At 43.0% G+C, this 12583-nt stretch carries 13 protein-coding genes, 2 tRNA genes, 1 pseudogene and 1 other annotated feature; of the genes and pseudogenes, 5 read left to right on the forward strand and 11 right to left on the reverse strand.

Annotated features, from left to right (window positions below; translation table 11 throughout):
• The first annotated feature begins 102 nt into the window (after nucleotides 1–102).
• Nucleotides 103–969 carry an Rpn family recombination-promoting nuclease/putative transposase gene (locus VB740_RS14005; RefSeq protein ID WP_323200599.1) on the forward strand — a complete coding sequence of 289 codons (867 nt, stop codon included), beginning with the start codon at nucleotides 103–105 and terminating at the stop codon, nucleotides 967–969.
• 8 nt (nucleotides 970–977) lie between these two features.
• Here VB740_RS14005 and VB740_RS14010 read toward each other — a convergent pair whose 3' ends face one another.
• Complete coding sequence (locus VB740_RS14010) at nucleotides 978–2057, reverse strand: methyltransferase domain-containing protein (protein WP_323200600.1); 1080 nt, start codon at nucleotides 2055–2057, stop codon at nucleotides 978–980.
• Nucleotides 2058–2257: 200 nt separating this feature from the next.
• On the reverse strand, nucleotides 2258–3439 hold the full coding sequence (locus VB740_RS14015) for an RtcB family protein (RefSeq protein WP_323200601.1): 1182 nt from the start codon (nucleotides 3437–3439) through the stop codon (nucleotides 2258–2260).
• 397 nt (nucleotides 3440–3836) lie between these two features.
• On the opposite strand from VB740_RS14015, the pseudogene VB740_RS14020 reads away from it, so the two are divergent.
• The 3 genes and pseudogenes from VB740_RS14020 to VB740_RS14030 all read left to right on the forward strand — a co-directional run.
• Nucleotides 3837–4163: pseudogene (locus tag VB740_RS14020) on the forward strand (methyltransferase type 11); the annotation flags it as partial.
• Nucleotides 4160–4888 carry an HAD family phosphatase gene (locus tag VB740_RS14025; protein ID WP_323200602.1) on the forward strand — a complete coding sequence of 243 codons (729 nt, stop codon included), beginning with the start codon at nucleotides 4160–4162 and terminating at the stop codon, nucleotides 4886–4888. The pseudogene VB740_RS14020 and the gene VB740_RS14025, both read left to right, overlap by 4 nt.
• A 65-nt stretch (nucleotides 4889–4953) precedes the next feature.
• Nucleotides 4954–5026: transfer RNA gene (locus VB740_RS14030), tRNA-Ala, on the forward strand.
• An 88-nt stretch (nucleotides 5027–5114) separates the two neighbouring features.
• Here the strand turns inward: VB740_RS14030 and VB740_RS14035 are convergent.
• From VB740_RS14035 to rplS, 9 genes are all read right to left on the reverse strand, one after another.
• Nucleotides 5115–6413, reverse strand: coding sequence for a pentapeptide repeat-containing protein (locus VB740_RS14035; RefSeq protein WP_323200603.1), 1299 nt, complete (start codon nucleotides 6411–6413; stop codon nucleotides 5115–5117).
• Nucleotides 6414–6836: 423 nt separating this feature from the next.
• Nucleotides 6837–7232, reverse strand: coding sequence for a 50S ribosomal protein L7/L12 (rplL, locus tag VB740_RS14040; protein ID WP_323200604.1), 396 nt, complete (start codon nucleotides 7230–7232; stop codon nucleotides 6837–6839).
• Between the two features lie 171 nt (nucleotides 7233–7403).
• Nucleotides 7404–8018 (reverse strand): 50S ribosomal protein L10, encoded by a 615-nt coding sequence (gene rplJ, locus VB740_RS14045; protein ID WP_323200605.1) that lies wholly within the window; start codon nucleotides 8016–8018, stop codon nucleotides 7404–7406.
• A gap of 63 nt (nucleotides 8019–8081) precedes the next feature.
• Nucleotides 8082–8250 (reverse strand) — a sequence feature (ribosomal protein L10 leader region).
• A gap of 70 nt (nucleotides 8251–8320) precedes the next feature.
• On the reverse strand, nucleotides 8321–9034 hold the full coding sequence (gene rplA, locus VB740_RS14050) for a 50S ribosomal protein L1 (protein WP_323200606.1): 714 nt from the start codon (nucleotides 9032–9034) through the stop codon (nucleotides 8321–8323).
• 177 nt (nucleotides 9035–9211) lie between these two features.
• A complete protein-coding gene (rplK, locus tag VB740_RS14055) occupies nucleotides 9212–9637 on the reverse strand; it encodes a 50S ribosomal protein L11 (RefSeq protein ID WP_094331821.1) in 426 nt (141 codons plus the stop codon).
• 6 nt (nucleotides 9638–9643) lie between these two features.
• Complete coding sequence (gene nusG, locus VB740_RS14060; RefSeq protein WP_190911379.1) at nucleotides 9644–10285, reverse strand: transcription termination/antitermination protein NusG; 642 nt, start codon at nucleotides 10283–10285, stop codon at nucleotides 9644–9646.
• The gene (gene secE, locus VB740_RS14065; RefSeq protein WP_229490340.1) at nucleotides 10285–10506 is read right to left on the reverse strand and encodes a preprotein translocase subunit SecE; all 222 of its coding nucleotides are present in this window, start codon (nucleotides 10504–10506) and stop codon (nucleotides 10285–10287) included. The genes nusG and secE overlap by 1 nt, the downstream gene beginning before the upstream one ends.
• Before the next feature lie 269 nt (nucleotides 10507–10775).
• Nucleotides 10776–10848, reverse strand: a tRNA-Trp gene (locus tag VB740_RS14070).
• A gap of 152 nt (nucleotides 10849–11000) precedes the next feature.
• Nucleotides 11001–11363 (reverse strand): 50S ribosomal protein L19, encoded by a 363-nt coding sequence (gene rplS, locus VB740_RS14075; protein ID WP_190734030.1) that lies wholly within the window; start codon nucleotides 11361–11363, stop codon nucleotides 11001–11003.
• Nucleotides 11364–11516: 153 nt separating this feature from the next.
• On the opposite strand from rplS, the gene VB740_RS14080 reads away from it, so the two are divergent.
• Entirely contained in the window at nucleotides 11517–12461 is a 945-nt protein-coding gene (locus VB740_RS14080; RefSeq protein WP_323200607.1) for a glycosyltransferase family 2 protein, read from the forward strand.
• Nucleotides 12462–12583 lie beyond the last annotated feature (122 nt).

The following is a 12583-nucleotide window of genomic DNA, read 5'->3' on the forward strand; positions in this document are numbered from 1 at the left end:
TCAGTATTTATATATCTTAACATACCGGACTTTTTTGATGCCTATCTACTTATGTGGCGATATTATGTCTCTACATGAGTTTATGTATAAACTAATATCAACGTGACATACGACAACACCTTAAAATATCTGGTTGAGCAGTATCCAGAAGATTTTATCCGCTACTTACTCGCATCTGAGGCAACGGATATCCAAATTCTCAAAACAGAATTAAATCAAGAACCAATCCGTGCCGACTCAGTAACCTTTTTGCAAACTGCCAATCAAATACTGCATTTAGAGTTTCAAACCTTACCAGCATCGACTCCACCTTTGCCACTGCGGATGTTGGACTACTGGGTGCGACTATATCGACAATACAATTGCGATATCGAGCAGATAGTGATTTTTCTTAAACCGACAACTTCAGAAGCTGTCTTTGTAGATCAGTTTACTGCCCGCAATACTGCCCACCGTTACCGCATCATCCGAATTTGGGAACAAGATCCAGAACCTTTATTGTTATCTCCTGGGTTATTACCTCTGGCAACTTTGGCGCGAACAGATTCTCCTCAAAGGTTACTTCAACAGGTAGCAGTTCAGGTGAGTATGATTGAAGAAGAAGCCACCAAGCAGAGTATCTCGGTATGTACCCAACTTCTTGCTGGGTTGGTATTCGAGCCAGAACTAATTCGTCAGTTTTTGAGGAAAGAAGATATGAGAGAATCTGCCATTTATCAAGAAATTCTTGAAGAAGGACTGCAAGAAGGGAGACAACGAGGCATTGAACAAGGTATTGAACAAGGAAGGCAATCAGAACTGAGGCTGGTAATGCGTCTGTTAAATCGTCGGCTTGGTTCAATTAATTCTCAGTTACAATCTCGGTTGCAAGAGTTGTCCTTGGCTCAGTTAGAAAACTTGGGCGAAGTCTTACTAGATTTCACCAGTGAGGCTGATTTGATGAATTGGCTAAATACAATAGAAAGTTAGAGTTTGCTCTAAAGCTTTCGACCAGTTACAAAAAAAGTCAGATTTTCATACCAAGCACCTTCCTCTGTTGCTTCTGCTTCAATTTTTTGACGATAATCTGCTTTTAATTCTGCCATTTGCTCTGATGAAACTTGTAACAAAGGGTTTTCTCTAGGATGAAACCATCCTCCATTCCATTCTTTAGCTTGCTCTAGATTGTTGTAGAAACCTAGTTGTTGAGTCTTCACTTCAATATTTTTAAAACCAGCTTCTGTGAGCAGATGATGGCATTTTTCGGGAGAGCCTGTTGGCTCATTTATACTTGTCAGCGAAATGCCATGTTTCTCACAGATTTCGATTATAAGTGGCGCTCCACAAGATTCCTCTGAGCAACAAGAAAAACCGAGAATTCCCCCTGGTTTGAGAAAACGATACCATTTACGTAAAGCAGCAGGAATATCTTTAAAATAGACTATTGCTGTTGAGCAAAGAATTACATCGAAACTCTCATCATTGAAATCAATAGAAAGATTAACCTCAAACTCTGAATTTAGTTGCCGTTTTCCAGAATAAGTTTTGAGGAGATGGGCTGCTAGAGCAATAGCAACTGATTCACCATATAATTTACCAGATGGACATCCGGCTTGAAGCTCTGTTTTGAGTGCCATTCCCAGATGAAGAATTTGGCGATCGCAGACTCCGCGCTGTAGGATAATTTCAATATTGCGATAGCTCCCAATGATCACATCATCTGCTACTTTCTTAAATAAACTGGAATCAAAAGAGACTAGGAGAAATTTGATTTCCTGATTCCAACGCGCTTGAGTCGGAATCCCCTTTGGAGTGACGTTAACCAAACCTCTCCTCATCTGCGTACTCTGTAACCTTCCACCTGCTAGTCGCCAGTCTATTTGGCATGAATTAGCAAGCCAAATATTAATGCTGTGCTGCTGTAAGCAAAGCTTTGGACATTCAAAGGCGGGTAAATGATGCTGTTCAAGCACAATCCCGTTCCAGTGATTAGTGCTGGATAATACAGGAGGTTTGCAGCTCATCGGTACAAGATTTCCGCTTGCCACCTCAATGGCTGAGATTTGTTCAGATTTCATGTTGCCTACTAACTTATGAGCTACTACAAAAAAGATCGTAAGCTAATGCGTGACAAAATTAGATTATTAATTTATTTTCGCTAGCGCTAGCAGATGGCTCTATTTGTTCAGCCGATTCACTTAAAACAATCATTTATTCCTCAACGTACTTCTGCGTTTAAAAAAAATAAAAAAGGTGAGCATTGCCCACCCTACCTAATTTATCCTTTCACACAAAGAACTTGCTTGAGTGTTGCTACAACTTCAACCAAATCTGCTTGATTTTGCATCACTTGTTCTATCGGCTTATAAGCACCAGGAATTTCATCTAGCACACCCTCATCTTTGCGGCATTCTACACCATTTGTTTGCTCTATCAAATCATCAAGTGTGTAGACATTTTTTGCCTTATTTCTAGACATCAAACGTCCTGCACCGTGGGAACAAGAACAGAAGCTGTGAGCATTACCTTTACCCTTAACAATGAAAGACTTTGCCCCCATCGAACCAGGAATAATCCCATAATCTTCAGTCTGGGCGCGGACTGCACCCTTACGAGTAACGTATACATCCTCGTCAAAATGCACTTCTTTTTCGGCGTAATTGTGATGACAGTTAACCTGCAATAAAGGTTTAGTTGCCTTCCCACCTACCAGATGCTTCTCAACTATGTGCTTAAAACGCGCCATCATCACATCGCGGTTGACACGCGCATAGTTTTGAGACCATTGCAAATCGTGCCAATATGCTTGGAATTCTGGTGTACCAGCGACGAAGTGAGCTAAATCAGGGTCAGGCAATTTATTACCTGCCATTTTTGCTAATTCTCTGGCTGTGTGAATATGACACTGGGCTAGTTTATTGCCAATGTTACGCGAACCAGAATGCAGCATCAGCCAAACTTGATTCTCTGTATCAAGGCACACTTCAATAAAATGGTTTCCTCCCCCGAGAGAACCCATCTGTTTCATTGCTTTACTTTGTAAGTCTTGCACCCCGCGATGCAAATCTTTAAAATCATCCCATTGTTGCCAGTTGATAACAGATTTTTCAATATCTTTGTTTTCGTTGAATCCAGTAGGAATTGCTGCTTCTATATCCAGGCGGATTTTTTTGAGTTTACCTTCCAGTTGTTCGGCGGTAAATGATGTTTTGATAGCGCTCATCCCACAACCAATATCCACACCAACAGCAGCTGGTATAATTGCCTCTTTGGTCGCAATTACAGAACCCACTAAGGCACCTTTTCCTAAGTGAACATCTGGCATTAATGCCACGTGCTTAAACACAAATGGTAGCGATGCCACATTCTTTGCCATCTTAGTTTCTTCTGAACCTAAAGAGTGATTTGCCCAAGAGAAAACGGGTGCTGGTGTGGTAATTTCTAACTTTTCGTAGGGCATAATTTTTTCTATTTTGGATTTTAGATTTTGGATTGGGCACTGATAATTATTCGGTATGACTTGTAACTCATTACCTAGTTAGTTGTAGCAATTTAAATGTTGTATTGTCTTTCATTTGGCTCCCTCAATTTTCGTGAAACTGGAGAACTGCTTTTAGGAGTTATACTTTTGTAATACAAATGTAACAAAACAGGTTACAATAGTCAACCTCTCACCACAGAGAGAAAGCAGATGTTTTCCAGATATATTAAAATTTGTAAAGAAAATCACTCTGCTTAAATAGCCCTCTAAAGGTCTGACACAATATGGCAGTGCGTCAAGATACAATCTGGGAACGTTTTTTATCCCCTGTAGTACGTCTTTTAATTGATGAAGATGGATTACGGCGTTACTCTGATTGCTGGTAGCTGGAGGGCAAGTATTAATTCTAGATGGTAATCAGAAGACTCTGCGTCAGTTAGAATGGCTCAATGATGTTTTTGAAGAGCCATATATTCGTGAATATGCTGCTGGTAGCATAAATGCGAATATGGGTGCAGCCGGATTTGAAGCTGTACGATGTCTACGATGGGCTACGCCTACGCACGATGTATGGTGGATAAATTAGGTAACTAGCGGCGTTAAACCAATAGCAACCGAAAATGTCCGTCATTATACTCCCACATCAATAGATAATAATGATTTGGAGGAACTTGGATCTCCAGCGTTTGGCATAATGGAATGAGTTTAAAGGCAGTTCTCTTTGATTTTAATGGTGTCATCATTAACGATGAGCCAATCCACCTACAACTGATAGATGAGATTCTCATTGAAGAAAATCTCCAACCACAGCGGGTTAATGAGCGTCAAGCAACTCTTGGACGCAGCGATCGCGCTTGTTTTCAGCAACTACTCGCTAATCGTGGTAGAGTCGCTAACGAAAGCTATTTAACTCAGTTGTTGTACCGCAAAGCCCAAGCCTACGTGGTGGAACTAGAGAAAATCGAGAAACTGCCTTTATATCCAGGTGTAGAAGACTTAATATTTCAAGCGCGATCGCGGAATCTGAAACTAGGATTAGTCAGTGGTGCTATTCGCCAAGAAATAGAATTGGTACTCCATCGAGCTAAACTAGCCGAACATTTTAAAATTATCGTCGCGGGTGATGACATTACCACCAGCAAACCAGAACCCGACGGTTATCTACTGGCAGTGAAACGCCTAAATAAAGAATATCCGGAATTGAATCTTCAACCACACGAGTGTGTGGCAATTGAAGATACTCCAGCAGGTATCGAAGCGGCGAAGCGATCGCAAATGCAAGTTGTAGGTGTAGCGAATACTTACCCATTCCACATGCTCCAGCGCTGCTGTAACTGGACTGTTGATTATCTCAGTGATTTGGAACTGGAACGGGTGCAGAAGGTTTATTCCCAAAAAGAGCCTCAGCCATCGGTAAGTGAATGTTAGAATACTCTATGGTGATAGTGTATTGAGTTAATGAGTAATATTACTCTTGACTTAGCACAGATTAAGGGGAATTAGCTCAGTTGGTAGAGCGCTGCGATCGCACCGCAGAGGCCATCGGTTCAAATCCGTTATTCTCCATTTGTGTTGTAGAGCGACAAATAATTTGTCGCTCTACAGCAGCCTTCACACTTGTAGCGTTTAAAATAAAGGGCGGTCGCCGCTGGATTTACTTAGTGGGTTCTGGTGGTAAACCCAACTGGGCACGAAATTCTTTGTCGTATATTCCGTTATCCCAGCTATTGGCTTTCTTAACTTGCTCAGAAGTTAGGTTTTTGGCAAAGCTGAGGTTGGCACTGCTGAGGTTGGCACTGCTGAGGCTGGCAAAGCTGAGGTCGGCACCTTTGAGGTTGGCACCTTTGAGGTTGACACCTTTGAGGTCGGCAAAGCTGAGGTTGGCACTGCTGAGGTTGGCACTACTGAGGTCGGTACTGCTGAGGTTGGCACTACTGAGGTTGGCACTACTAAGGTCGGCACTGCTGAGTTTGGCACCTTCAAGTTTGGTATATTTGAGGTCGGCACTGCTGAGGTTGGCACTGCTGAGGTCGGCACTGCTGAGGTCGCCATATCTGAGGTTGGTACTGCTGAGGTAAGCACTGCTGAGGTCAGCACCTTTGAGGTCAGCACCTTTGAGGTCAGCACCTTTGAGGTCGGCAAAGCTGAGGTCGACATTGCTGAGGTCGGCATTGTCGAGGTTGGTAAACCTGAGGTTGGCACTGCTGAGTTTGGCACTGCTGAGGTCGGCAAACCTGAGGTTGGCACCTTCAAGATTGACACCTTTGAGTTTGGCACCTTTAAGATTGGCACCTTTGAGGTCGACACTGCTGAGGTCTGCGTTACTTAAATCTAAATTACTTACAAGTTCTACATCAACCAGAAATCGAATAACGCTCTCCTTTCGTTGTCCGTCTTTACCCAGCTTTCGTAGTATCGATAATGTTCTCGCGCGTGCTATGTCAAGTGCTGCATCAAGTACAGAGTATTTGGGATCTAATTCTTGTAATTTTTTATCAATCAATACTTTTAGTTTTTTATCAATCAGCAGTTCTGACATTCGGTCAATATAAGCCTCTAAAGCCTGTTCGCGTAAATTTTTGTCTGCTATTTCTTTCTCACGATTAGCTTGTTCTTCAACCTGGGTTTTCTTATCTTGAACGCGTTGCTCAGAACGCCTCTGTTGCCTTCGTTCAAAATAGAATAGTGCTATTGGAATAGCAATCACGCCGAAAAGTTGCAACCAATCCCACAACGTCTTGGCAGATTGAAAGTTTTCAGTTTCTTTCTTGAGCTTGATAATCTTCCCATCTTTAGGATTTATTGCTTCCTCTGTACTCACTGATTTATTCGAGTTTGGTCCAAATCCTACCCACTCAAACCGATATAGCATAGGATAAATTGCAATAACTCCAGCTGCAACAGCAACACCTATCAGTAGTTTTCGCTTGGTAAACAAGAAGTTTTTTATCATTCCTAAAACATCTCATCAAGCAGCTCTATGATATCGCTTGCTTTGATATGGTCCTCCAGTCGGTTGTCGGATCTTCGTCTGTACCTAGTTTTGCACAGTTAGGGAGTTCAGGATTAATCGCGCAAATTATTGCTGCTGCTTTGACTTTTTTCTGCTCACATAATAGCATCGCATTCTGGAGGAGTACTGTAGAGCGACAGATTATTTGTCAAGTTCTTCAAGCTTGTAAGCTTCGCTCTAGAGGAATCTGATTTTTAGCGTTTCTGATATGAAGCTATAGAAATTGCTTGAACAAGCAATGTAGAAGAATTTGGATTGTTGACAAAAAATTTGCCGTTTTGGTCAAATAATTCGTCGCTCTACAAATGAAAAAAAGGAGCCTAACTTAGGCTCCTTAATTACAAACTGGTAATAGAATTGTGACTACTTGATAGTCACTTTACCGCCAGCTTCTTCGATGCGCTTCTTAGCATCTTCAGCAGCATCCTTAGCAACACCTTCTTTAATTGCCTTGGGCGCAGCTTCTACCAAGTCTTTCGCTTCTTTCAGACCCAAACCGGTCAATTCCCGCACAATCTTCAGCACGGCAATCTTCTTATCAGCTGGGACTGATTCGAGAACCACTTCAAACTCGGTTTGCTCAACAGCTTCCTCAGCCGCAGCAGCACCACCAGCAGCGCCAGGCATCATCATCATGCCGCCAACGGGTGCAGCAGCACTCACGCCAAAAGCTTCTTCGATTTGCTTGACTAACTCAGAAGCTTCCAACAAAGAAAGGGTTTTTAGTTGTTCTAAAATTTGATCGGTTGCAGCAGACATTGATATAACTCCTGTAATTTTGATTATTTATCAGTCATTAGTCATTAGCTTTTGAACGGCAGCTCCACTTGGGGAGACCCCTACAGCCCTTTGGGCATCCTACGGCAGGCGCTAGCCTCTCCCTTTGGGAGAAGACCGTACTGCCTCCTGTTGACTGATGAACTATGAAGTCTATTCAGCAGCAGTTTCGGTGCTGCTATCAACTTCAGCAACAGCTTCGGTGCTGCTATCAGCTTCAGCAACAGTTTCGGTATTACCACCACTTTGCTCTTGGTCAGACACAGCTTGTAAAGCACGAGCCAGTGAACCAGGAACTTCGTTGATACCCACAGCAATCTTGGTAGCCAAGGCGTTGATAGCCCCAGCAATTTGGGCGATGAGTTGTTCCTTAGATGGCAAGTCTCCCAGTACCTTGACATCAGGTTCTTTGAGTAGGCGACCTTCCAGTACACCACCACGAAGTTCTGTCTTCTTGCTGACTTTTTGGAATTCTTGATATGCCTTAATTGCCGATGAAAAATCTTCTTTTACCAGCAAAAATGCGGAAGAACCGTTGAGCAATTCCGACATAGGCTGCCATTTTTCATCATCTTTAATGGCAATGCCCATTAGGGTGTTCTTCGTCACCTTACAAACAGTACCACTGGGACGCAGCCGCCGCCGTAAATCGCTAATTTCAGCAACAGTTAGTCCCTGATACTCTATTACCAGTGCCAGAGTTGACTGACTCAAAGTTTCTTTGAGGTCAGCTACTATTTCTTTTTTATTTTCTAGTGTTCTACCCATTCCAATCTCACCTCCTTAAAATAATCGGTGAAGTGCCCTACTTGTACGTTTTTTCTAAACCTGAACCCAAACAACAAACCCCAGCTAATCTAGCCGGGGTCGAGTATTAAGACTCTTAACGCCATAGTTATCACACCTTAATGGGTGGTAATTCTGACTATTAGAGTTTTAACCTCGGCAGGATATTTAAGCTTTTAGCACCTGCTGTCTCCGGCTTTGCCTATTTAATTTTGTCATTTGTCATTAGTTCTTTGTCCTTTGGCCTTTGCATTTACAAATGACTAAGGACTAATGACTAAAAATTAACCAGCTTCGCTCAGTTTCAAATCTCGTAGGGCGGTGACATCGATTTTAATCGATGGCCCCATTGTGGCTGACACATAAAATGTGCGCCAATAACGACCTTTAGCCCCTGAAGGACGGTTACGGTCAATCGTCTCCTGTAATGCCTTCAGGTTGACTAACAAATCTTCAGGCGAGAATGTTGTCTTACCAAACATAACATGGACAATGCCAGTTCGATCGGCTCGGAATTCTAATTTACCAGCTTTGAATTCTGCGATCGCACTTCCTAAATCAAATGTTACGGTTCCACCTTTGGGTGATGGCATCAAACCACGCGGACCAAGCAACTTACCCAGCTTTGCTACCTGTGGCATCACATCGGGCGTGGCAATCAGCTTGTCAAAATCCATTCTACCTTTCTGGATTTCGTCAATCAGTTCTTCTGATCCGACTATATCAGCACCAGCGTTGCTTGCTTCGTTTACCTTTTCGCCTCTGGCTATCACTGCCACCCGGACGATTTGTCCTGTGCCTTTGGGGAGTGCTACCGTTGTCCGCAACTGTTGGTCTGTATATTTGGGGTCAATTCCCAGCCTGATATGGGCTTCCGCAGCTTCAACAAATTTAGCTGTTGCTGTGTCTTTAAGAAGGGCTAAAGCCTCTAAAGGATGATAGTCCTTATCTTCTACTTTTGCTTGCAGTCCTTGCAAACGACGCGATATTTTTGGCATGTTGTTCTCCTGGGGTAATTCCGAAGCCTCGCCTCTCCCCCGATAATTTGTTATTTGTCCTACCCTTCGGGTTCGCCCTTGGCGTTCTCGTTCGCGTAGCGTCTCCGTCAGGAGAAGAGTAGCCGCCCTCCGGGCGTCTATGTCATTTGTCCTTTGTTATTTACCAATGACCAATGACTAATCAGTGACTGTTATACCCATATTCTTAGCCGTTCCTGCCACAATCTTCATTGCTGCGTCGATGTCGTTGGCATTAAGATCGGGTAGTTTGGTTTGGGCTATTTCTTGCAATTGTGCTTTGCTAATTGACCCAACCTTCTTTTTGTTGGGTTCATTCGAGCCTTTTTCTACTTTCGCCGCCTTCCGAATCAGCACTGATGCTGGTGGCGTTTTGAGTACAAATGTAAAACTTCGGTCTTCAAAAACCGAAATTTCTACAGGTATCACCATTCCAGCTTGGTCTGCTGTTTTGGCGTTGTACTCTTTGCAGAACATCATGATGTTAACGCCATGTTGACCCAAGGCGGGCCCCACTGGCGGTGCTGGGTTGGCTTTTCCAGCATTCAGGGCCAGTTTAATGACCGCCACTACTTTCTTCGCCATTTGTATTTAACTCTGTTTCTCTACCTGATTAAATTCCAGTTCTACTGGTGTATCCCTGCCGAAAATTGAGAGCAAGGCTTTAAGTTTACTCCGTTCTGGAGACACTTCAATCACCTCGCCTTCAAAGTCCTTAAATGGGCCAGAAAGCACCATTATCTTATCACCAGTAGCCATGTCAATTTTGACAACAGCTTCCTGTTCGCTGGTTTGTTTGAATATACGTTCGACTTCTGAAGAACTTAGTGGTATGGGGTGGACATGACCGCGACCCTTGCTGCTTCCACGTTTTTGTTCTGAGCCGACAAAGTTAATTACATGAGAGGTGTTTCGTACCACCTGCCATGTATCATCATCCATCATCATCCGCACCAGGACATAGCCAGGAAAAACTTTTTCTTCTGTATGCTGGCGACTGCCATCTTTGCGGATTTTCACCGCTGGCGTCTGCGGAATTTCTACTTGGATAATTTTGTCAGCTACATCAAAAGTTTGAATGCGTTGCTCTAAGTTAGTCTTTACACGTTTTTCACAGCCTGAGGCTACTTGAACCGCATACCAGCGTGCTTCTTTTGACGCTGCTTCTGCCGTTTCTCCTGTTTCCTCCGACTGAAACGTGGAGTTGCGAGGTTCGTCTGTTGCAAAAGTCATCAGAACACCTGTTTTGCTGCCCAACTAAACAATCCATCGACCAAGTATATCAAAGATGCGGAGAGTGCCACCATTAACAACACAGCAGCAGATTCGCTCACTATCTGTTTCCGACTGGGCCAAACTACTTTTTCAAGTTCTTCTTTGGTTCCCTGTATGAAGTTGTTAAAGCTAAACCCATTTGTGGTTTCTGGCAATTCTGCTTCACTTTTTTTGGCCATGACCGTTTATCTCCAATTTGTAACTCAATTTTGGATTTTGGATTTTAGATTTACCCCATGCTTTAAGGCAAAGGCACTCAATTTTAAATTTTTTGTCGATTCAAAATTGAAAATCTAAAATTTGTTTGTCCAGGTTTGCAACTTCGACTCTATTTCACTTACTGGAAGCAAAACAACTGCAAACACAATAAGTTTACCCGAAATTATTAACGCTAACTGTTATATTAACAGCTGCGTAATTATTTCGGGCTTTGTTTTTTGCTCTTGAGCGCGCCCTGGAGGACTTGAACCCCCGACATCAGGTTTTGGAGACCTGCGTTCTACCAACTGAACTAAGAGCGCACAAGCTGTTTTTGATTCAGTCATTGCGCTGAACTATATTTCAGTTTAACGCAATATCCGTTTTTTATCATACCTCAATTTTGTCCGGGAAACAAGTCAGCGGCAGATGCCGCTTGAAGCTTGAAATTTTTCCCATACTTTTGAAGGACGGATCACAAAGGGCGGTCAAACCGTTGCTTGATCCGGGTTGCCTTACCTACGCGATCGCGGAGATAATACAGTTTAGCACGGCGTACCTTACCACGACGGATTACTTTAATGCTGTCAATCCGGGGAGAATGCAACAGAAACACCCGCTCAACGCCCACACCTTGAAAAACCTTACGAACTGTAATAGTTTCGTTGATGCCACCGTTGCGTTTGGCAATTACTACTCCCTCGTAGGGTTGTACACGGTACTTTTCGCCTTCCTTGATTTTCACTCCAACTTTTACTGTGTCACCCACATAAATGTCGGGCAGATTCGATTTTAGCTGTTCCGCTTCAATCGAGCGGATAATCTCTTGAGCGCTCATAGTCTTTCAGTCTACTTAAAAAAATCTCACGATCATCAATGATAAATCGATAATCCTATTTCAGTCTACTTGTTAGGATTGATAATTTTACTGATACAACAGCCTAAAGTTCAAAGCTATATTGCAGAATGCTGTAACACAGGGGTGAAATTTATGAAATTTAGCGTCGTCATCAGTACCTATAATCGCTTGAATTTGCTGCAAAGAGCAATTGACTCGGCTCGTAACCAAACAATCGAGTGCGAGGTGGTTGTTGCCGACGACTGTTCTTCTGATGACACCCAAACCTATGTCAAAAGTTTAGGGGACAAAGTTGTTTACCATCGTAACGAAGTAAACCTTGGCCATGCAGCAACGGTAAATGCTGGAATTGCTAAAGCTAGCGGCGACTGGATTAAGTTTTTAGATGATGACGACTATCTAGCACCTAACTGCATAGAAGAGATGGCTAAAGCGATCGCACTTCGTCCCGATGCTGTAATCTGCTCTTGTGTGGCTGCTCAGGTGGATAGTAATGAAGTTGAACTCAGTCGCACCCCCCAAGTTGGCCCCGGTTTAGCTTTTTATGTCCCCCAAGCCGATATTCATTACGGTATGCTTTTAGAGCTTGTACCCTTTGGCACGCCTGCACAAGTAGCTTGCCGACGTGATGCTTTTTTACAAACTGGTGGTTGGGACTCTACACTAGATGCTAACTGTGATGACATCGATTCGTGGATTCGGATTGCCCAGTTTGGCGATGCTATTTTCCTTAATCAGTGTCTTGCTTACCGCACTGTCTGGCCAGGTGCTTATAATCAAAAGTTTTCTTTATCTAGACGGTTAGCTACAAATATTTTGATGAAGGAAAAAATTTACGCCTTGGTAAATGAGCAACATCGCTCAAAAATTCCTCATTTCCAGGATATAAAAAATTACCTGAAACTCCATTGGATTTTAGTTGCACTGAAGCAAAAAAATATCAAGAGTTTTCTTTCAATGATAGATCCGTCTATAATTTCTCCTCAGTCTTGGAAGTTTTTGCTAACTGCTGCCTCATCACGCCGTTCTCAGGGAAACAGTTCTCAGGTTCGCAAACTTGTGTTAATTGGATCCTAAGAGCCTACGAGGATTAAAACCATTAGAGAATTCCACAAAAAGGAATACCCAAATTTTTGCCATGTCTTTGGGATAAGCCAGAAACCCCTCATGTAGAGACGCGATTTATCGCGTCTAAAAGA

Source organism: Nostoc sp. UHCC 0251 (assembly GCF_034932245.1).
Taxonomy (GTDB): domain Bacteria; phylum Cyanobacteriota; class Cyanobacteriia; order Cyanobacteriales; family Nostocaceae; genus Nostoc.